17 protein-coding genes are annotated in these 20,845 nt (G+C 72.5%); 9 read left to right on the forward strand and 8 right to left on the reverse strand.

Annotated elements, in window-relative coordinates; all coding sequences use genetic code 11:
* The first annotated feature begins 89 nt into the window (after positions 1 to 89).
* The 4 genes from H9640_RS11795 to H9640_RS11810 are packed head-to-tail and all read left to right on the forward strand — an operon-like array spanning position 90 to position 4,668.
* Positions 90 to 1,220 (forward strand): carbohydrate ABC transporter permease, encoded by a 1,131-nt coding sequence (locus H9640_RS11795; RefSeq protein WP_191790887.1) that lies wholly within the window; start codon positions 90 to 92, stop codon positions 1,218 to 1,220.
* Positions 1,217 to 2,146, forward strand: a complete 930-nt coding sequence (locus H9640_RS11800) for a carbohydrate ABC transporter permease (RefSeq protein ID WP_191790888.1) — start codon at positions 1,217 to 1,219, stop codon at positions 2,144 to 2,146. Before H9640_RS11795 ends, H9640_RS11800 begins: the two co-directional genes overlap by 4 nt.
* On the forward strand, positions 2,143 to 3,594 hold the full coding sequence (locus H9640_RS11805; protein WP_191790889.1) for a GH1 family beta-glucosidase: 1,452 nt from the start codon (positions 2,143 to 2,145) through the stop codon (positions 3,592 to 3,594). Before H9640_RS11800 ends, H9640_RS11805 begins: the two co-directional genes overlap by 4 nt.
* A gap of 57 nt (positions 3,595 to 3,651) precedes the next feature.
* The gene (locus H9640_RS11810; protein WP_191790890.1) at positions 3,652 to 4,668 is read left to right on the forward strand and encodes a LacI family DNA-binding transcriptional regulator; all 1,017 of its coding nucleotides are present in this window, start codon (positions 3,652 to 3,654) and stop codon (positions 4,666 to 4,668) included.
* 10 nt (positions 4,669 to 4,678) lie between these two features.
* On the opposite strand, the gene H9640_RS11815 is transcribed toward H9640_RS11810, so the two are convergent.
* Entirely contained in the window at positions 4,679 to 5,053 is a 375-nt protein-coding gene (locus H9640_RS11815) for an SdpI family protein (RefSeq protein ID WP_191790891.1), read from the reverse strand.
* Positions 5,054 to 5,331: 278 nt separating this feature from the next.
* Here H9640_RS11815 and H9640_RS11820 point away from each other — a divergent pair, with 278 nt between their 5' ends.
* Entirely contained in the window at positions 5,332 to 6,060 is a 729-nt protein-coding gene (locus H9640_RS11820; RefSeq protein ID WP_191790892.1) for an anaerobic ribonucleoside-triphosphate reductase activating protein, read from the forward strand.
* Positions 6,061 to 6,128: 68 nt separating this feature from the next.
* Here H9640_RS11820 and H9640_RS11825 read toward each other — a convergent pair whose 3' ends face one another.
* Entirely contained in the window at positions 6,129 to 9,665 is a 3,537-nt protein-coding gene (locus H9640_RS11825; RefSeq protein ID WP_191790893.1) for a proline dehydrogenase family protein, read from the reverse strand.
* Between the two features lie 53 nt (positions 9,666 to 9,718).
* On the opposite strand from H9640_RS11825, the gene H9640_RS11830 reads away from it, so the two are divergent.
* Positions 9,719 to 10,486: an AraC family transcriptional regulator gene (locus H9640_RS11830; RefSeq protein WP_191790894.1), complete on the forward strand. Its 768-nt coding sequence runs from the start codon at positions 9,719 to 9,721 to the stop codon at positions 10,484 to 10,486.
* Positions 10,487 to 10,552: 66 nt separating this feature from the next.
* Here the strand turns inward: H9640_RS11830 and H9640_RS11835 are convergent, their stop codons facing one another.
* Positions 10,553 to 11,068, reverse strand: coding sequence for a hypothetical protein (locus tag H9640_RS11835; protein WP_225227076.1), 516 nt, complete (start codon positions 11,066 to 11,068; stop codon positions 10,553 to 10,555).
* Between the two features lie 72 nt (positions 11,069 to 11,140).
* Here H9640_RS11835 and H9640_RS11840 point away from each other — a divergent pair, with 72 nt between their 5' ends.
* Positions 11,141 to 11,911, forward strand: a complete 771-nt coding sequence (locus H9640_RS11840; RefSeq protein ID WP_191790895.1) for an aldo/keto reductase — start codon at positions 11,141 to 11,143, stop codon at positions 11,909 to 11,911.
* Between the two features lie 102 nt (positions 11,912 to 12,013).
* Positions 12,014 to 13,327 carry a Glu/Leu/Phe/Val family dehydrogenase gene (locus H9640_RS11845; RefSeq protein ID WP_191790896.1) on the forward strand — a complete coding sequence of 438 codons (1,314 nt, stop codon included), beginning with the start codon at positions 12,014 to 12,016 and terminating at the stop codon, positions 13,325 to 13,327.
* Between the two features lie 118 nt (positions 13,328 to 13,445).
* Here the strand turns inward: H9640_RS11845 and H9640_RS11850 are convergent, their stop codons facing one another.
* A complete protein-coding gene (locus tag H9640_RS11850) occupies positions 13,446 to 14,282 on the reverse strand; it encodes a tryptophan-rich sensory protein (RefSeq protein ID WP_191790897.1) in 837 nt (278 codons plus the stop codon).
* Between the two features lie 187 nt (positions 14,283 to 14,469).
* Here H9640_RS11850 and H9640_RS11855 point away from each other — a divergent pair, with 187 nt between their 5' ends.
* A complete protein-coding gene (locus tag H9640_RS11855) occupies positions 14,470 to 16,332 on the forward strand; it encodes a M48 family metallopeptidase (RefSeq protein WP_191790898.1) in 1,863 nt (620 codons plus the stop codon).
* A gap of 95 nt (positions 16,333 to 16,427) precedes the next feature.
* Here H9640_RS11855 and hemQ read toward each other — a convergent pair whose 3' ends face one another.
* The 4 genes from hemQ to H9640_RS11875 form a co-directional block, all read right to left on the reverse strand.
* Positions 16,428 to 17,162: a hydrogen peroxide-dependent heme synthase gene (hemQ, locus tag H9640_RS11860; RefSeq protein WP_191790899.1), complete on the reverse strand. Its 735-nt coding sequence runs from the start codon at positions 17,160 to 17,162 to the stop codon at positions 16,428 to 16,430.
* 67 nt (positions 17,163 to 17,229) lie between these two features.
* Positions 17,230 to 18,426, reverse strand: a complete 1,197-nt coding sequence (locus H9640_RS11865) for a ferrochelatase (protein ID WP_191790900.1) — start codon at positions 18,424 to 18,426, stop codon at positions 17,230 to 17,232.
* A gap of 128 nt (positions 18,427 to 18,554) precedes the next feature.
* A complete protein-coding gene (locus tag H9640_RS11870) occupies positions 18,555 to 19,442 on the reverse strand; it encodes a carbohydrate ABC transporter permease (protein WP_225227121.1) in 888 nt (295 codons plus the stop codon).
* Between the two features lie 206 nt (positions 19,443 to 19,648).
* Positions 19,649 to 20,605, reverse strand: coding sequence for a carbohydrate ABC transporter permease (locus H9640_RS11875; protein WP_318243758.1), 957 nt, complete (start codon positions 20,603 to 20,605; stop codon positions 19,649 to 19,651).
* Positions 20,606 to 20,845: the final 240 nt, after the last annotated feature.

Here is a 20,845-nt window from a genome sequence, read left to right on the forward strand (position 1 = left end):
CCCCCCCCCCCCCCCCCCCCCCCCCGCTCCCACGTCCCAGCCCGCCGTCGGGCATCGCGTCCCCGCTCGACCCAGCACAGGAAAGTCGGATGAGCGTCCTCACTCCCACCCAGCCCAACCAGGGCCTCGACGGGCCGGCACCACGCCCTCAGCGGCGCGTCGGCTTCTCCCAGCGCCTCGGCCGCTGGGACGTCAAGCTCTCCCCCTACCTCTACATCTCCCCGTTCTTCGTCCTCTTCGCCATCACCGGCTTGTTCCCCCTGGCGTACACCGCGTTCGTGTCCGTCCACGAGTGGAACCTGCTGGGCGGGCAGGGAGACTTCGTCGGCCTCCAGAACTTCACCGACGTGCTCGCACAGCCCACGTTCTGGAAGTCGCTGCGCAACACGTTCTCGATCTTCGTGCTCTCCTCGGTCCCGCAGGTGATCTGCGCGATCATCATCGCCGCCCTGCTCGACCAGAACCTGCGGGCCGCGACCTTCTGGCGCATGGGCGTCCTGCTTCCCTACGTCGTCGCCCCCATCGCCGTCAGCCTCATCTTCGGCCGCCTCTTCGCCGACCAGTACGGTCTCATCAACGGGTTGCTCGGAGTGATCGGGATCGAACCGATCCGCTGGCACGCCGACGCTTTCGCGAGCCACGTCGCGATCGCCTCGATGGTCAACTTCCGCTGGACCGGCTACAACGCGCTCATCTTCCTCGCGGCGATGCAGGCCGTCCCGCGCGAGCTCTACGAAGCCGCGATCATCGACGGTGCAGGCCGCCTGCGGCAGTTCTTCTCCGTGACCGTCCCGCAGATCCGCGCCACCATCATCTTCGTCATCATCACGTCGACGATCGGTGGCCTGCAGATCTTCGACGAGGTCCGTGCGTTCGACGCGCAGGGCCTCGGCGGAGCGGACCGCCAGTGGATGACGACGGTCCTCTACCTGTACGACGTCGCGTGGGGCAACCAGAAGAACTTCGGCCGCGCCGCAGCGATCGCCTGGATCCTGTTCATCGTCATCCTGCTCATCGGCCTCGTGAACTTCGCGATCACGCGCAGCATCTCGACGTCGGGACCCAGCAAGAAGGCGCCACGATCGGTCCAGCGCGCCCGGCGCAAGGCAGCCGCCGCCGCGGTCCGCGCCCAGAACGCGTCCAGCCCGCGCGGAGGCACTCCCGCACGCCGTCCCAGCAGCGCGCCCACGAGCGCACCGAACGAACGGAAGAAGCGATGAGCTCGATCCCCGTCGTCGCGCAGACCGCCGGAGCGGGCGCCGCCCGCGCGGCCGCCCGGCGCCCGAACCGCCGCCCGGTCCGCAAGGGCACCGGAGGCTACACCCGCCGACCGGGCTGGATCACCTACGCGATCCTCGGCCTCGTGCTGCTGGTCTCGGTCTTCCCCCTGTACTTCACGCTCATCCTGGGCTCGTCGACTCCCGAGGCGATCTCCAAGGACGCGCTGCCGCAGCTCCTGCCCGACATGAGCCTGTTCACGCAGTTCGCGGAGGTCATCGGGTCGAGCGCGATCAACTTCTGGAAGGCGTTCACCAACTCGGTGATCATCGCGGTCATCACGTCGCTGTCCGTGGTCCTGTTCTCCACGCTCGCGGGCTACTCGTTCGCCAAGCTCCGGTTCCGTGGCCGCGGCCCCCTGCTGGTCTTCGTCATCGCCACCATGGCCGTGCCCACCCAGCTCGGCGTGATCCCCATGTTCATCCTCATGTCCGACCTCGGGTGGATCGGCAAGCTGCAGGCCGTGATCGTGCCGTCGCTCGTCACCGCGTTCGGCGTGTTCTGGATGACGCAGTACCTGTCCGAGTCGCTGCCCTTCGAGCTCATCGAGGCCGCACGCGTCGACGGCGCCTCGATGTTCCGGACCTTCTGGTCGATCGCCCTGCCCGCAGCCCGGCCCGCAGCCGCGATGCTCGGCCTCTTCACGTTCGTCCAGCAGTGGACGAACTTCTTCTGGCCGTCCATCGTGTTGAACCAGGAGAACCCGACGCTGCCGCTCGTGGTGCGGTCGCTGCAGGCGAACTACTTCGTGGACTACTCGCTCGTCATGGCGGGCGTGTTCCTCGTGACGCTGCCGCTGATCGTGCTGTTCATCTTCACCGGTCGCCAGCTGGTCGCCGGCATCATGCAAGGAGCTGTCAAGGGATGACCGAGATCATCACCCCCCGCCACCTGGGCGCCACCGACCGCGTCGAGTTCCCCCAGGGATTCCTCTGGGGCGCCGCGACCGCCGCGTTCCAGATCGAGGGGGCTGCGCACACCGACGGCCGCGAGGACTCCGTCTGGGACACGTTCTGCCGCGTCCCGGGGGCCGTCCTGGGCGGCGACGACGGCGAGGTCGCGTGCGACCACTACCACCGCTACCGCGAGGACGTCGCGCTCCTGTCCGACCTGAACCTGGGCACCTACCGGTTCTCGTCGTCGTGGGCCCGCGTCCAGCCGGGCGGCGGCGCGGTCAACCAGAAGGGGCTGGACTTCTACTCCCGCCTCGTCGACGAGCTCCTCGCCAAGGACCTGCTGCCCTGGATCACGCTCTACCACTGGGACCTGCCGCAGGCGATCGAGGACCAGGGCGGATGGACCAACCGCGACACGGCCTACCGCTTCGCGGACTACGCCGTGACGATGCACGAGGCGCTCGGCGACCGTGTCGGGGTCTGGACGACGCTCAACGAGCCGTGGTGCTCGGCCTTCCTCGGGTACACGGGTGGCGTCCACGCCCCCGGGCGCCAGAGCCGCCCCGACGGGCTGGCCGCGGCGCACCACCTCCTGCTCGGCCACGGCCTGGCGGTCCAGGCGCTGCGTGAGCGGGCCCCCGAGGCGAACCTCGGGATCACGCTCAACTTCACGGTCGCCGACCCCCTCGACCCGACCGACCCGGGCGACGTCGACGCGGCCCGCCGCATCGACGGTCAGTTCAACCGGATCTTCCTCGACCCGGTCATCAAGGGCGAGTACCCGGCCGACGTCCTCGCGGACGTCGAGGAGTACGGCTTCGCGCAGCACGTCCAGGACGGCGACCTCGAGATCATCTCGTCGCCCATCGACGCGCTCGGCGTGAACTACTACCACGGTGAGCTGGTCTCCTCACGGCCCGCGTCGACCACGCTGGACGGCTCCGCGCCGGTCGAGCGTCCGACGTCGAGCCCGTACCCCGCGGCCGACGGCGTGTTCAACCACCCGCGCGGGCTGCCCGTCACGGACCAGAGCTGGGAGGTCCAGCCGGAGGGGCTCACCCGCCTGCTCAACCGCCTCCAGGCGGACTACACGGGCCCCGCGGGGGTGCCGCTCTACATCACCGAGAACGGCTGCGCCTACGACGACGTCGTGGAGGCCGACGGGTCGGTCGACGACCAGAACCGCCTCGAGTTCTTCGACGCCCACCTGCGGGCCGTCAAGGACGCGATCGACGACGGCGCCGACGTCCGTGGCTACTTCGCCTGGTCGCTCCTGGACAACTTCGAGTGGTCCTGGGGCTACTCCAAGCGCTTCGGGATCGTCCGGGTCGACTACGAGACCCAGGAGCGCACCGTCAAGGCGAGCGGGCACTGGTTCGCCCAGGTCGCGTCCCAGAACGCGGTTCCCGCCCGCCCCTGAGGGCGCGAGCGGAAACGTGGCAGTTCTCTCATCCAGGCCTGGCAGGATACTGAGACCATGAGCACCCTGAGTCCCGCGCCGACCCTGGACGAGGTCGCACAGACGGCCGGCGTGTCCCGCTCGACCGCGTCCCGTGCCATCAACGGCGGCCTGCGCGTCTCCCCCGAGGCGCAGGCCGCCGTGGACGCGGCCGTCGCCCAGCTCGGGTACACCCCGAACAGGGCGGCACGGTCCCTCGTGACACGGCGCACCGACTCGATCGCGCTCGTGGTCCCCGAGCCCGACGAGCGCATCCTCACGGACCCGTTCCTGTCGGGGACCCTGCGCGGGGTCAGCGCGGCGCTCGCCCCCACGGACCTGCAGCTCGTGCTGCTCATCGCCCGGCCCGACGAGCACGCGGGCCGCATCGTGCGCTACCTGCGCAGCGGTCACGTGGACGGCGCGATCATCACGTCGCACCACCGCGAGGACGACCTCGAGGGCGCCGTGCTCGCCTCCCCGCTCCCCGCGGTGTTCGTCGGGCGACCCTTCACGGCCATGGACGACCTGGTCTACGTCGACGTGGACAACGTCGAGGGCGGGCGCATCGCGACCCAGCGCCTGATCGACGGCGGCTACCGCCGCATCGCGACGATCACCGGCCCCCAGGACATGACGGCGGGCGTGGACCGCCTCGCCGGCTGGCGCGAGGCGCTGCGCGCGGCGGGCCTGCCCGACGACGCGATCGCCTCGGGGGACTTCGCCGCGGCCGGCGGGGCGGCGGCCATGGAGGAGCTCCTGGACCGCCACCCCGACATCGACGCGGTCTTCGCCGCCTCGGACCTCATGGCCGAGGGCGCGCTGCGCGTGCTCCGTGCACGGGGCAAGTCCGTGCCTGGTGACGTGGCCGTCGTCGGTTTCGACAACCTCGGCGTCGCCGGGGCGACCAGCCCGGCCCTGACGACCGTGCAGAACCCCGTCGTGGAGATGGTCAAGGCCGCGACCGGGATGCTGCTCGACCTCATCGCGGGCCACCCCGTCTCGCGGTCCCCGCGCGTCTTCTCCCCCGAGCTCATCCGCGGGGCGTCGGACTGACCGTGGCGCGCTAGTCGACGTCCCACTGCTCGGCGCGCTCGGCGCCCTGTCCCGCGTCCGCGCCGCGCGCCGCGACCTCAGCGACGGCCGCCGCCGTGATCCCCTCGGTGAGGAGCGCTCCGGCGACGACGAAGAACACGACGTCCGTGGCGCCGTCTGGCCCCATGACGCTCCCGACGACCGCGAGCGCCACGACGAGCGCCGCCCCCGGCAGCACCACCTTGAGCGCCGCGCGGTGCCCGGCGATCCACCCCGCGTCGCTGCGCTGGGTCGCGGGGGTCCGGATCCCGATCAGGCCGTTGCGCGTCATCCGGTCGGTCGCGCCGAGCCAGGCGAGCCACGCGACGAGGAGCGCCACGACCACGATGATCCAGACAGCGAGCACGGGGCCTCCTCGACGAGGTCGGACGTGTGCCGCGGTCGGCGGGGCCCGTTCCGCGGGAGCACGGCACGAGCCTAGGCCCCAGCGCACGAACGAGGGGTGCGACCGGCCCTGCCGCGCTCCGGATCATGCTGACAACCCCTTGTGAAAGTTCTCACAAAGGGTGTCGGTGAGTCGCGCGCCCCCTCGCCGTACCGTCGAGGCACGTCGTGCCGACGCTGACCCGAGCCTGCCCGGGGACCGCTTCACGACCCCTGACGACCGGCCGGAAGGACACGACATTGACCGCCACCGCAGGCACGTCCGAGGCCCGTGCGCTCCCGCCCCTCGTGGTCGCGGGCCTGACCACGCTCTCGACCGTCGACTGGCCGGGCCGGCTCGTCGCCACGGTCTTCCTCCAGGGCTGCCCGTGGCGCTGCACCTACTGCCACAACCCGGACCTCGTCACCGCCGCACCCCGCAACGCGCAGCGCGCGATCCCCTGGACCGACGTCCTGGCGTTCCTCGCGCAGCGGCAGGGGCTGCTCGACGGCGTCGTCTTCTCGGGCGGTGAACCGACCCTCCAGGCCGCGCTCCCGGCGGCGATCGCCGACGTGCGAGACCTGGGCTTCGGCGTCGGGCTGCACACCGCGGGCCCGTGGCCCGCGCGCCTCGAGCACGTCCTGCCTCTCGTCGACTGGGTCGGGCTCGACATCAAGGACCTGCCCGACCAGTACGCACGGATCACGGGGGCCGGGCCCTCGGGAGAGGCCGCCTACCGGTCGCTCGCGACCCTGCAGCGCTCGGGCGTCCCGCACGAGGTGCGGACCACGGTCGACCCGACCGTGCACTCGCGCCACGACGTCCTCGAGCTCTGCGGGCAGCTCTCCGCGATGGGTGTCCGGGGCCACGTGCTCCAGGAGGCGCGCGACCTCGGGACGGACCCCGCGTACGCGGCCGCGCTCGCCGGTCGACGACTGTCCGACGTGCTGCGCGACGACGACCTGCCCCTGACCCGGCGGCGCACCTGACCGAGCCTCGGGCGACCTCGTGCAAGGACCAGCGTGACCCTGGACCACGCTGGTCCTGACACGTCGGGTCAGCGCGTCACGTGCCCGAACCGGTGCATCGTCCGGCTGATCGCCTGCTCGCGCAGGACCATCAGCAGCTCGCGCCGACCGCTCGCGAGCACCGGGTGGTCCAGCACCGTCACGTCGCCCACGTGGCCCGCCGCGGCCTCGCGCAGCCCGGGCGCCGAGCCCACGACGCGCACCCGCCCCGTGACCTCGCCGCGCTCGACCGACGCGGCGAACGCCTCGTGGCTCACGGCCGACGGCCCGTCGGCGCGGCTCACGACGACCGGCACCCCGGCCGTGCGCGCCGCGGACAGCACGCGCTCGACCTCGACGGGCGCAGCCCCGTCCCCGACGCGGACCGTCAGGACGTCGATCGGCCGGTACCGGAACACGTTCGACTCGACGTGCAGCGCCGACGGGTCGTGCTCGACCGCGAACTCGTGCGCCCACCAGCGGGCGTCGTCGGCCCGGGCCCACGCGAGCCACGCCTCGGGCGAGGTCTCCCGCGCGGGGACGGCTCCGGCGTCGGGCACCGCGCTCGCCGAGCCCGCGGTGACGGCGTCGCTCCACGTGCCCAGCTCGGCCACGTAGTTGGGGCCGCCCGCCTTCGCGCCCGGGCCCACGGCCGAGCGCTTCCAGCCGCCGAACGACTGGCGCTGGACGATCGCGCCCGTGATGACGCGGTTGACGTAGGCGTTGCCGACCTGGACGCGGTCGAGCCAGGTGTCGACCTCGGTGTCGTCGAGGCTGTGGATGCCGCCCGTGAGGCCGAACGAGACCGCGTTCTGCAGCTCGATGGCCTCGTCGAGCGTCGCAGCCGTCATGATCCCGAGCACCGGGCCGAACGCCTCGGTGAGGTGGAAGAACGAGCCCGGCGCGACGCCCGAGCGCAGGCCCGGGGTCCAGAGACGACCAGCGGCGTCGAGGCGGCGCGGCGCGACGAGCCACTGCTCGCCGGGCTCGAGCGTCGTCAGGGCGCGCAGCAGCTTGTCGCCGGGCGCCTCGGTGAGCGGCCCCATGGTCGTCGAGACCTCGGTGGCCGGGCCGACCGCGAGCGAACGGACCGCGTCGACGAGCTGCACAGAGAACCGGCGACCCGTCTCGGTCCGCTGGTCACCGACCGAGCCCACGAGGATCACGAGCGAGGCCGCCGAGCACTTCTGCCCCGCGTGCCCGAACGCCGAGCGCACGACGTCGGCCGCCGCGAGGTCGAGGTCCGCCGAGGGCGTCACGACGATCGCGTTCTTGCCCGACGTCTCGGCGAGCACGTCCAGGCCGGGACGCCACGACGCGAACGTCTGCGCGGTCTCGATGGCCCCGGTGAGGATGACGCGGGCCACACCCTCGTGCGTCACGAGATGGCGACCGAGGTCACCGTCGGGCACGCGCGAGAGCTGCACGACGTCGCGCACGGCGTCCCCCGTCAGGGTGCTCCCGGCGGGTGCGTCCGCCACGGCGTCCGCGAGCCCCGCGTGGATCGCGGCGACCGCGACCTCGAGGCAGCGGGGCGTCGCCGGGGCCGGCTTCGCGATCACGGCCGAGCCGGCCGCGAGCGCCGCGACGATCCCGCCCACGGGGATCGCGACGGGGAAGTTCCACGGCGGGGTCACGAGGGTCACGCCGTCAGGGGTGAACGTCGCGCCGGGGACCTGGTCGAGCGCCTCGGCCGACTGCGCGTAGTAGCTCGCGAAGTCGACGGCCTCGCTGACCTCGGGGTCGGCCTCGGCGACGGTCTTGCCGGGCTCGTGCACCATGGCGGTCACGAGGTCGGTGCGGGCCTCCTCGAGCCGGGCGGCCACGGCGCGCAGGGCGCGGGCGCGGTCCGCGGAGGCGACCTGCGCCCAGGCCGCGGTGGCCCTGCCGGCGCGCGCGACGACGTCGTCCACCTGGTCCGTGCTGGTCACCTCGGGCGACTGCGCGGGGACGAACCCGGAGTCCGGTCCGACGATCCGCGCGGCCCAGACGCGGTTCGCCGCGACGGCCGGGTCGGTGTCGGCGGCGTTGGTGAACCGCTCCCCGGCGGCCACGTGCCCGACGGCGTCGCGCGCCTGGCGACGCGGCGTCACGTCCGCTGCGGAGTAGCGGGTGCCGAGCTCGACCGAGGCGCGGTAGGCGGCCTCCTGGCGGTCCATCGCGGTGTCCGAGGGGTGGTCCGACGGGTGGTCCGAGGGAGCGAACATGGCGTGCAGGAAGTTCTGCTCGGCCGCGTTCTCCTCGAGGCGGCGCACGAGGTAGGAGATCGCGACGTCGAAGTCCTCGCGGGCCACGACCGGGGTGTACAGGACGACGCGGCCCGCGTCCCGAGCGACCTCGTCCCGCACCGCCCGCGCCTCGCCCGGCGCCATGCCCTGCAGCATCTCGACGTCGAGCGCGTGGGCGACCCCGCGCGCACGTGCGGTGAGGATCGCGAGCGCGACGTGGAACAGGTTGTGGCTCGCGACGCCGATGCGCACGGCGTCGGTGCGGGGGGCGCGCAGCGCGTGGTCGACGAGGCGCACGTAGTTCGCGTCGACGTCGGGCTTGGTCGGGTAGGGGGCCTGGGCCCAGCCGTGGAGCTCGGCCTCGACCTTCTCCATCGCGAGGTTCGCGCCCTTGACGAGACGCACCTTGACGGGGGCGCCGCCCGCCGCGACGCGCTCGGTCGCGAACGCGGTGATGCCGTCGAGCGCGCCGAGCGCGTCGGGCAGGTACGCCTGGAGCACGATCCCGGCCTCGAGGCCGCGGAACTCCTCACGCCCCAGGATCGCCTGGAAGACCTCGGTCGTCAGGGCCAGGTCGCGGTACTCCTCCATGTCGAGGTTGAGGAACACCCCGTGGTCGCGCGCGGCGCGGTACAGCGGCAGGAGGCGCTCGACGACGCGGTCGCGCGAGCCCTCGAGGTCCCACGTGACGAGCTGGGAGGCCACCGAGGACACCTTGACCGAGACGTAGTCGACGTCGGGACGCTCGACGAGCGCGATGGTCCGCGCGAGCCTGGCCTGGGCCTCGTCCTCGCCGAGCACGGCCTCGCCGAGGAGGTTGACGTTGAGCGCGTACCCCTCGGCGCGCGTGCGTGCGAGGTGCTTGCCGAGCCCCGGGCCGGCGTCGGCCACGAGGTGACCGACGAGCTGGCGCAGGCGGATCCGTGCGGCGGGCACGACGACCCTCGGCAGCACGGGGGCCATGCGGGCGCCGAGGCGCAGCAACGCGGTGTCGACGGGGCCGAGGAAGCCCTTCGCACCACCCGCGAGGTCGCCCAGGAGGCCGAGCTCGTGCGCGGCGACCTGGACGTCCTGGGGGCGGGCGACGTTGTCGACGAACCGCACCGCGAGCTCGAGGCCCGCGGGGTCGGACACGAGGGCGCCGAGGCGCTCGGCGGTCCTGCGCTCGCGCGCGCCCTCGGAGGCCGCGGCCGCGGCGGCGATCCAGCTGCGGGCGAGGCGCGCGGCGTCGTCGGTCAGGGTCTCGACCGGGGTGTCGGTCTGGACGTCGACGCTGGTCAGGGGCGCGGAGTCGCCGGCTCGTGACCGGTCGTCCGCGCGTGGAGCACCGGCGGGGGCGCTCGAGTCGTGGCTGCTCATCCTCCTAGCGTGCCTCCGTTGCTGACGCTTCGTCTTGTACGATCCGGGCTGTCATGGCATCGCTTCCGGACAAGTCCACCCCACCACGCACCTGGCCAGGCGGCGAGGCGCTGCTGGCTGCCCTCAGCCCCGCGATGGTCGACCTCATGGACGAGCTCTCGTCGACCATGTTCTGCGCCAAGGACGTCACGGGTCGGTACGTGCTGGTCAACCGTGTCTTCGTCGCTCGCACGCACGAGCGCTCCCGCCGCGCGGTCCTCGGCAAGCGCGCCACCGACCTGTTCGTCCCCCAGCTCGCCGAGCGCTACGACCAGCAGGACGCCGAGGTCCTGCGCACGGGCCGCCCGCTGCGCAACGAGCTCGAGCTCATCCGCCGCCTGGGCGGCACGCCCGGCTGGTTCCTCACGTCCAAGCTCCCGGTGCACGACGGCGCCGGTCACCTCGTCGGGCTCGTCTCGGTCTCGCAGGACCTGCGCGAGGACGACGCCGACGACGCCTCGATGGACTCGATGGCGCGGCTCGTCGCGGGCATCGAGGAGCGTCTGGGGCAGGCGCTCACGGTCGCGGACCTCGCGGCACTGGCCGGGTGCACGCCCGCGGTGCTCGACCGCCGCGTGCGGCGCGTGTTCTCGCTCAGCCCGCGCCAGCTCGTGCTCCGCTCCCGGGTCGACCGGGCGGCCGAGCTGCTCGCGGGCTCCGACGCCCCCATCGCCGAGATCGCGGTCGTCACGGGCTTCTACGACCAGCCGGCGTTCACCCGGACGTTCGCGCGGCTGACGGGCGAGACTCCGTCGTCCTTCCGGCGGCGGGCGCGGCGGTAGGTCGCCCTCCCGGCTCGCGCACCCGCGCGCCGGGGTGCGCAGGGCGTGTCGTCGGCCCCGACCGACCTACTGCCCGACGGCCACCAGCACCAGCACCCCCGCCGCGGCGTCGAGGTAGGCGTCGGCCCTGAAGCCGTCCTGGGTGAACGCCGCGTCGAGCGCGTCCCCACCGAGCAGGTCCCCTGCGGGGAGCGACGCGTCCAGGTCCGCGACGACCTGGGGACGGTCCTCGGTGGGAGCCGGTGCGTACTGCGCGACCAGCGCCGCCGCCTGCGCGGGCTCGAGCTCGACGACCGCGTCGACCCAGTACGTCGACGGTCCGGGCGCACGCCCGTCCCCGAGGGTCCCGGACGCCCACGTCGCGGCGACCGGCTCGCCCAACGCGTCGAACCGTTCGGTCAGCGGGGAGAGGTCGCTGCGCAGCCCACCGACCCCGTCCTTGGCCGGCGGCGCCTGCTCGGTCGGGGCGGAGCACCCCGCTACCAGCAGCGGCACCGTCCCCAGGAGAGCGACGAGCGCGAGGCGAGCGACGTCGTCGGGCAGGTGGCGGCGGGCCGCGCGGACGACAGGACGCGAGGACATGGCACGCAGGATACTCACCCGTCGGCCCTCCCGGCTCGCGCCCCCGCGCGTCCCGTGCCAAGACTGGGAACCATGACCTCGATCCCCACCGCCGCCCTGCCCGGCGGAGACATCCCCCTGCTCGGCCTCGGCACGTGGCAGTCGGAGGGCGACGACTGCTACCGCGCGGTGCGCCACGCGCTCGACGTCGGGTACCGCCACATCGACACCGCGACCATGTACGGCAACGAGGAGCAGGTGGGTCGCGCGCTCGCCGCCTCCGGTGTGCCGCGCGAGGACGTGTTCCTCACGACCAAGCTGCGCCCCGCCGACGTGGGCCGCGAGCACGAGACCCTGGCACGGTCGCTGCGCCTGCTCGGCACCGACTACCTGGACCTGTGGCTGATCCACTGGCCGCCGTCCGGCGACGCCTCGCCCTGGGTGTGGGCCGAGCTGCTCGCGGCGCGCAACGTGGGCCTCGTGCGGTCGGTCGGGGTGTCGAACTACTCGGTGGACCAGCTCGACGTCCTGTCCGAGCAGACCGGCGAGACCCCTGCGGTCAACCAGATCCCGTGGGGCCCCGACGACTACGACGCACGCGTCGTCGAGCAGCACGCCCAGCGCGGCGTGGTGCTCGAGGGGTACAGCCCGTTCAAGCGCACCAACCTCGACTCGCCCGCACTCCAGGCAGTCGCGAACGCGCACGGGGTCAGCACCGCGCAGGTCGTCGTGCGCTGGCACCTGGACCACGGTTTCGTCGTGATCCCCAAGTCGGTGACCCCGGCCCGGATCGAGGCGAACTTCGACGTCACGGGCTTCTCGCTGAGCCCCGACGAGCTCGCGAGCATCGACACGCTGGGGTGACGATCCGGTCGGCGACGTGAAACGGGCCACGACCTGGCGGTACGTTGGACGGGCACGGTCCCTCACCTCGGGACCGGAAAACCCTCATCACCCGGAGGAAGAGTGACGACGACGTCAACGCCGCCCACCAGCGGTGCCACCCAGGCCGGATCCACCACCGAGTCGCCCCACCAGAAGGCCTCGGCGCTCGCGACGGCCCACAGCCAGCTCGCGAGCGCGGTAGAGATCCTCGGCTACGACCCGGGCCTGCACGAGATGCTCGCGACACCACGCCGCGAGGTCAACGTCTCGGTCCCGCTGCGTCGCGACAGCGGAGAGATCGTGCTGTTCCGCGGCTACCGCGTCCAGCACAACGTGTCGCGCGGCCCCGGCAAGGGCGGGCTGCGCTACCACCCGAGCGTCGACATCGACGAGGTGCGTGCGCTCGCCATGTGGATGACCTGGAAGTGCGCCGTCGTGGACCTGCCGTACGGCGGGGCCAAGGGCGGCGTGTCGATCGACCCGCGCCAGTACTCGCAGGCCGAGCTCGAGCGCGTGACCCGCCGGTACACGAGCGAGATCATGCCGGTGATCGGCCCCGAGCGGGACATCATGGCCCCCGACATGGGGACCAACGAGCAGACCATGGCGTGGGTCATGGACACCTACTCGGTCAACCAGGGATACACGATCCCGGGCGTCGTGACGGGCAAGCCGATCCCCGTGGGCGGCTCGCTCGGGCGCACCACGGCGACGTCGCAGGGCGTGGTCCACACGACCAAGGCAGCGCTCGCCGAGGCGGGGCTCGAGCTCTCGGACGCGTCGATCGCGGTGCAGGGATTCGGCAAGGTCGGCTCGCACGCCGCCGCGATCCTCGCGGGCCAGGGCGCCCGGGTGGTCGCGGTGAGCGACCAGTACGGCGGCATCCACGACGAGGACGGGCTCGACGTCGCGGCGCTGTTCCGGCACGTCGCCGAGACCGGGACCGTGGTCGGCTTCGAGGACGCCGAGCCGATCGACAACCACGCGCTGCTCGCGCTGCCCGTGGACGTCCTCATCCCGGCGGCCGTGGAGGGCGTGCTCGACGACGAGACCGCGCACACCGTCAAGGCCCGCTGGGTCGTCGAGGGAGCGAACGGTCCGACGACCGCCGCGGGCGACCGCATCCTCGCCAAGAACGGCGTGACCGTGGTGCCCGACATCCTCGCGAACGCGGGTGGCGTCGTCGTGTCCTACTTCGAGTGGGTCCAGGCGAACCAGGCGTACTGGTGGACCGAGCAGGAGATCGGCGAGAAGCTCGAGCACCGCATGCACGTGGCCTACCAGGGCGTGTCGTCGCTGGCTCGTCGCGAGGAGCTGAGCCTGCGCGACGCCGCGCTCGTCATCGGCATCCAGCGCACGGCCGAGGCGCACCAGATCCGCGGGCTCTACCCGTAGCGATCGTCCGTCGCCCCGGGCAGGGCGGTCCTCGCGAGGCGAGGGCCGCCCTGTCGCACGTCCTGGCCGGGCGGCCCCGCACGTCCCCGGCAGGACCTCCCTGCCCGACGACGCCGCGTCAGCCGCGTCGTGCGCGCAGCGTGGTCACGACGGGGGCCAGGAGCGCGACGGCTGCGGCGACGCCCGCCGCCACCGCGACGGTGCCGTCGACGAGGGGACCGTTGGCGCGACCGTAGGCGATCCAGCCGAGCCCCCAGGCCATGGCCAGGCCGATCGCGATCGCGACCACCGGCCTGCGCGCCGCGAAGAGGGCGTAGGCGACGGCCAGGACCGCGCCGGCCGCGACGACGAGCACGCCCCAGGCGGTCGCGCCGAGACCCATCTCGCCCACGCCCGCGTCGGTGAGCGCGGCGGCGACGTTGGCGAGCGTCGCGACGCTGGCCCAGCCCAGGTAGAGGCCGACCGTGCCGTCCAGGACGACGGCCTGGACCGTGCTCGCGGGCGGGGTGCGCACGAGCCGCACGAGGATCACGGCGAGCACCGCGACGAGCAGGCCGATCACGACGACGCTGAGCGGCAGGACGCCCGTCTGGACCACGCCGATCCAGGCGGCGTTGAGGAGCATCGAGACCAGGACCCACCACGACACGGACCGCAGGCGGGGATCGGTGGCCTGGCGCGGGATCGCCTGGTAGACCGCGAAGACCGCGAGCCCCAGGTAGATCACCGACCAGATCGAGAAAGCCGGACCGTCCGGCGCGACGGGGGTCGCGTCGGCGGCGAGGGCTCCCCCCGACGCGTTCTGGACGGCTTGTCCGCCGAACGCTCCGGAGCCGAAGGCCGCGCCGACGATCGCGATCACGGCTCCGACGAGGACGGTGACCTGGCGGACCCGGTCGGCGGTCGTGGGGGCCGCGGCGGGCTGGGCTGACGTGGTTTCTCGGGTCGCGCTCATGCTCCCAGCATGCCAACACTCAGCATGCTGAGCATCTTGTAGGCATGGCCCTGCGCGTGCGAGACCACCGCCTCCGGACGACGAGCGACCAGTCACCCCTGGATCCGCTGGTGCCGCGCGCCCCCGAGCCGCTAGGCTCCGGCGCCAGCGGATCGCATCGGAGCGGTCCCCGTCGTCGGAGAACACCATGTCCACCACCCTGCGAGCAGCGCTCTCAGTCCTCATGCTCGTCGGCTTCTACGTCGTCGCCCTCGCGATGGTCGTCGGGCTCGGGGCAGCCACCGTGTGGGCGTTCTCGGAGCACGCCGGACCCGGAGCCGCCAAGCTCGGGTTCCTCACCGTGGTCGTCGCAGTCGGCCTCGTGGTCGCCCTGTGGAAGGTCGCCCGCGCCAAGCCGTCGCCCGAGCCGGGCGTCGTCCTGTCCCCCTCCGACGCCCCCGAGCTGTGGTCGACGGTCCGCGAGCTGGCCGACGTCGCACAGACCCGCGTGCCCGACGAGATCCGCCTGGTCGCCGACGTCAACGCGGCCGTCTCCGAGGAGACCCGCCTCCTCGGCCTGGTCGGCGGCAAGCGTCACCTGTACATCGGTGTCCCGCTGCTCCAGGCGATGAGCGTCGCGCAGATGCGATCGATCCTCGGGCACGAGCTGGGCCACTACTCCCAGCAGCACACCCGTCTCGGCGCCGTGACCTACCGGGGGCGCTCCGCGATCATGGCGACCGTCCAGGAGCTCTCGGGGAACCTCGTGGGATGGTTCCTCAAGCAGTACGCCAAGCTCTACGTCCTGGTCTCGGCCGCCGTGAGCCGCCGGCAGGAGCTCGAGGCCGACCAGATCTCGGTACGTGTGGCCGGACGCTCGACCGCGCAGTCGGCGCTTCGCGAGGTGCCGCTCGTCGACACCGCCTGGACGTTCTACGAGCGCCAGTACATCGGCCTCGGTTGGGAGAACGGGTACGCGCCCACGTCGGCCGACGTGTTCGGAGGCTTCGCACGCATCCTCGAGGCACGGGACGCCGAGCTCGCGTCGATGCGCGAAGAGACCCCCGACGAGCAGCACTCGCGCTGGGACACGCACCCGGCGATCGGTCTGCGCATCGCCGCCATGGAGAAGATGCCCGAGGGCTCTGTCACGGTCGACGAGCGGCCGGCCAGCGTTCTGGTGCCGGGCTTCGAGGAGCGCAGCGCGCAGGTTGCCGGGCGGGCACTCAACATCGGCACCCGCACGGCCGTCGACTGGCAGACGCTCACCGAGCGCTCCATGCCCCAGACCGAGCAGCGTCATGCCGACCTCGTGTACCGCGGCGCGGCGCGGGTCGCGGGCCAGTCGTCGGCGGACCTCACGACGGTGCTCGCGCTCGTGCGGACCGGGCGCCTCGTCCCGCTCGTCCGGGAGTTCGTCCCCGAGGTCGCGGAGTCGGACGCCGTCGAGGCGTTCACCCCCTCGATCGAGACCCTGCTCGGGACGGCCGCCGTCCACAGCGGCGTGGGGACCTGGCGCTTGTCCTGGTCCGGACCTGCCCAGCTCGTCGGACCGGACGGTGAACCGCTCCCGCTCGAGGAGATCGGCCGCCTGGCCCTCGACCCGGCGACGGTCGACGACGCCGTCTCGCGCCTCTCGGCGCTCGGGATCGACACCGCGCGGGCCGTCCAGGTCAGCACTACGGCGACGGCACACGGGGCCGAGATCCTCGGCGGCCTGGCGAACGTCAAGGTCGACGGGGCCCAGCACGACGTGCTCGTCCTCGACACCGGGCTCGTCCTGCGCCCCTGCCCCAAGAAGTCGGACGGTGGCAAGAACCGGCTCATCGCCCTGCTGCAGTCCGGAGAGGTCGCGGACGTCGCCGCGTCCAACAGGTACCTCGCCTTCGAGGACATCCGCGAGGCCACGGTCGTCAGGGCCGGGCCGGTCCGAGCGGACCTCACGCTCCACGACGGCACGGTCGTGCGGGTGCAGGAGACCTGGTCCGGCGAGCGCCTCACCAAGGACAGCGACCAGGCGTTCCTGGCGGGCATCTACCCCTACGTCAAGGACGAGGTCCCGGCAGGCTGACGCCCTGCGCCCGCAGAGACGTTGAGTGCGGAGCAGTTGTCGCGGATCGGGCAGATGGGCGACAACTACTCCGCACTCAGCGGCAGGACACGAGCTCAGGACAGCGGCTGACGCCCCGCCCACTCGATCAGCGTGGTCCGGGGACCCGTGAAGAACGGCGTCTCCTCGCGCACGTGGCGGCGCGCCTCGGTGGCCCGCAGGTCGCGCATGAGGTCGACGATGCGGTGCAGCTCCTGGGCCTCGAAGGCCAGCAGCCACTCGTAGTCGCCGAGGGCGAAGGAAGCGACCGTGTTGGCCCGCACGTCCGCGTAGTCGCGGGCCGCGAGCCCGTGGTCGCGCAGCATGGTGCGGCGCTCGGCATCGGGTAGGAGGTACCAGTCGTACGACCGCACGAACGGGTACACGCACAGGTACGCCCCCGGCTCCTCGTGCATGAGGAACGCCGGGACGTGGCCACGGTTGAACTCGGCCGGGCGGTGCAGGGCCGCATTCGACCAGACCGGCTCGAGGTGACGGCCGAGCTCGCTCGCCCGCAGGCGCTGGTAGGCGCCCTGGACCGACTCGACGGTCGGACCGTGCCACCAGACCATGAGGTCGGCGTCGGAGCGCAGGCCCCCCAGGTCGTACCAGCCGCGGACCACGAGGTCGCCCTCGACGGCCGCCGGGTCGTCGCCGCCACCGACCGCGGCGAGAGCAGCCTCGACCATCTCGGTGCGCTCGGCGGCGTCGGCCGGCAGGGACTCGGCCAGCGCGAAGACCGACCACATCGTGTAGCGGATCGAGTCGTTGATCTGCTCGTGGTCCACGGGGACGCGGTGCGCGTCGTTCATCGTCGTGCCTCTCTGGAGTGCGTGCTCCCGGTACGTCGCCGTCCCGGGAGTCGTGCGGGTCGTCGGGTCAGCGGTGCAGGTCGGTGCTGCACAGCGCGGGGATGCCGCTGGGCTCGCCGTCGCGGCGCAGGCAGCAGTCCGGTGCGCAGACCGAGCGGAACGGCCCGAGCTCGCCGACCACGGCCTCCGTGAACTTCTCGTCGCGCGCGATGGCCGCCCGCTCGAGGACCAGGTCCACGAGGCCCTTGACGAAGGGCGCCCGGGTGCCGACGGTCCCGGCGCGCACCGCGGTGATCCCGAGGCGCGTCGCGGTCTCCATGGCCTCGGTGTCGAGGTCGTACGCGACCTCCATGTGGTCCGACACGAAGCCGATCGGCGAGAGCACGACGTTCGTGACGTCGTCGGCGGCCAGCGACTCCAGGTGGTCGTTGACGTCCGGCTCGAGCCACGGCTGAGCGGGCGGGCCAGAGCGCGAGCAGAACGTGAGGTTCCACTCGACCTCGTGACCGAGGCGGGCCGAGACCTCCTCGGCGACGACGCGGGCCAGGTCGAGGTGCTGGCGCGAGTAGGTCGCGTGCGAGATGCGCGACGCGGCCTCCATGGTCAGCGGGATCGAGTGCGTGACGAACACGAGCCGGGCCTCGCGCACGTCGCCGCCCTTGGCCGCGAGCGCCTCGTACGCCTCGAGCACGGCGTCGACGTTCGCCTGCGCGAAGCCGGGGTGGTTGAAGTACGAGCGCACCTTGTCGAACTGGATGCCGGTCGAGCCGTCGGGGCCGAGCTCGCCGCGGGCGTCGAGCGTGAGCGCGAGGTCCTCGCGGTACTGGCGGCAGCCCGAGTAGGACGAGAAGGCCGAGGTCACGAGGGCAACGGCGCGCTTCGCGCCGACCTCGGCGAGCTGCTCGACGGCGTCGCGCGTGTAGGGCTCCCAGTTCCGGTTGCCCCACACGACGGGCAGGTCGATCCCGCGGTCCGCGAGCTCTTCCTCGAGCGCGGCCTTGAGGGCGAGGTTCTGCTCGTTGATGGGGCTCTTGCCGCCGAACCCGTAGTAGTGCTCGCCGACCTCCTCGAGACGTTCGTCGGGGATCCCCTTGCCGACCGTGACGTTGCGCAGGAACGGCACGACGTCCTCGGGCTTGTTGGGTCCTCCGAACGAGTAGAGGAGGAGGGCGTCGTAGGGGCGGACTTCTGCGGCAGCGGCAGGAGCGGTGCTGGTCCGTGCACCGGGTCCGGCGGCCGTCGTCTGGGGCGAGTACGAGGGCATGTCCGCATCCTCTCAGGCGTACCTGGGGGTTCTCCGCCCGAGGAGTGCGACGCCGACGTGACATTGACGGGACAGTTCGTCAGAACGTCTCTCGACCTCGCCCGGGGCGTGGGACCGCTGCCCCGCGCCTACCCCTTGACCGCTCCCCCGAGGCCCGCGCCCTGCAGGAACGTGCGCTGGAACACGAGGAACAGCAGCACCGGGATGATCGTCGAGATCGCGAGCGCCGCGAGGAACACCCCCTTGTCGGTCGTGGCCGCGATCGCGGGCAGGCGCACCGACAGCGGCTGGATCAGGGGGTCCTTGAGGACCAGGAGCGGCCACAGGAAGTCCTTCCAGCTCGCGATGATCGCGAACACCGACACCACGCCCAGGATGGGCTTGGACATGGGCAGCACGATCGACCAGAACAGCCGGTAGGGCCCTGCCCCGTCGACCCGCGCGGCCTCGAAGACCTCGCGCGGCAGGTTGTCGAAGAACCGCTGCACGAGCAGCACGTTGAACGCGCTCGCGCCCGCGGGCAGCCACACGGCCCAGAAGCTGTTGATGAGCGAGGTGCCCAGCAGCGGCGGGTCCAGGATCGTCAGGTAGAGCGGGACGAGCAGCACCACGGCCGGGATGAACATGGTCGACAGCACCGCGGCCTGGACCACCTTGCCGTAGCGCGGGCGCAGCACGGACAACGCGTACCCGGCCGTCGTCGCGACGACCATCTGCACGGCCCACGACCCCAGCGCGAGCCAGATCGTGTTGAAGAAGTACTTGCTGATCTGCACCTCGTTCCACGCCTTGTCGAGGTTGTCCCACGCGATGCCGTTCGGGAAGACCGCCATGGGCGTGCGCAGGATGTCCTGCGTGGGCGTGACCGCGAACTTCGCGAGCAGCAGCATGGGCCCGAGCCCCGCGACCACGAGCAGGACGAGCAGCAGGACGTGCGTCCCGCCCATCCCGAACCGCACCGAGGGGCGGCGCCAGTCCGCGACGGACACGGCGCTGCGGTCGGCCACGCCGTCCATGGCCCGACGGCGCCGCTTGCGCTCGCGCGCCGCGTCGCCCTCGCGGCGGGTCAGGTAGGCCCTCTCGGCGAGCCCTGCCATGGAGCCGCCGCCCTGGGCCGAGATCTCCACGGGCGAGGGGTACTCACCGGGCCGGGCGGCGCCGTCGGGCGTGCTGCCGGACGCTCCGGGCGGGACGGCTGCGGGACGGTCGGTGCGCGAGGTCGTCATGAGGTGCTCCAGGACCGGGTCAGGCGGAAGTACAGGGCGGAGAAGGCCGCGAGGGCGAGCGCGAGCATGAGCGAGAGCGCGGTCGCCGCGCCGTAGTTGCCGCCCAGGCTGTTCGCGAACGCGTAGTTGTAGATGAGCAGCAGGATCGTGATGGTCGAGTTCGCCGGGCCGCCGCCCGTGAACAGGTACGGCTCGAGGAACACCTGCGCAGTCCCGATGATCTGCAGGATCAGCGTGATGAACAGGACCCCGCGGAGCTGGGGCATGGTCACGTGCCACACCTTGCGCCACACGCCCGCGCCGTCGACCTCGGCGGCGTCGTAGAGCTCGGGCGGGACGCTCGTCAGGGCCGCGAGGTAGATGATGATCGTGCCGCCGGCCCCGGCCCACGTGGCCGCGAGGACGAGCGACGGCATGGCCGTGGTCGCGTCCTGCAGCCAGGGGTAGGGGCCGAGTCCCACCCAGCCGAGGATCGTGTTGAACACGCCGTGGGGGCCGGCGTCGTAGAAGAACTTCCACAGCAGCACGGCCACGACGGGCGGCACGACGACCGGCAGGTACGCGAGGGCCGAGTACAGGCCCTTGTACCGCCGCACCTCGCTCATGAGCACGGCAGCCACGAGCGGGATCGGGTACCCGAAGAGCAGCGCGAGGAACGCGAAGTACGCCGTGTTCTTGACCGCGGTCCACAGCAGCGGGTCGGCGAGCACGTACCGGAAGTTGTCGAGCCCCACGAACTGGGTGTCGACGAGGTTCGTCTCCTGCACGCTCATGAGGAGCGCGCGCACGATCGGGAACCAGGAGAAGACCCCGAAGATCACGATCACGGGCAGCATGAAGACCAGGTTGCTGAGCCCGCCGCCGCGCACCCAGGTCGCGGGCGACCGTCGTCGGGCGGGCTTGTCGGCCGGCGCTTCGTGGCGTCTGCGCGCCGGTGCACTGGTGGCGGTCACGGAAGGTCCTTCGGGGTCGAGGAGAAGTCGAGGAGAAGAGGAGGGTTCCCGGTCGGTCGCCAGAGGGGGGCCGCGACCGACCGGGAGCTCGTGAGACCGGGCGGGGCCGCCGCCCGCTCTCACGAGCACCGGGTGAGCCCAGGCGAGAGCAGCGGTGAGGGCCCGGGGGGGGGGGGGGGGGGGGGGGGGGGGGGGGGGGGGGGGGGGGGGGGGGGGGGGGGGGGGGGGGGGGGGGGGGGG

Origin of the sequence: Oerskovia gallyi (assembly GCF_014836745.1) — a bacterium.
In the GTDB taxonomy this organism is placed as follows: domain Bacteria; phylum Actinomycetota; class Actinomycetes; order Actinomycetales; family Cellulomonadaceae; genus Oerskovia; species Oerskovia paurometabola.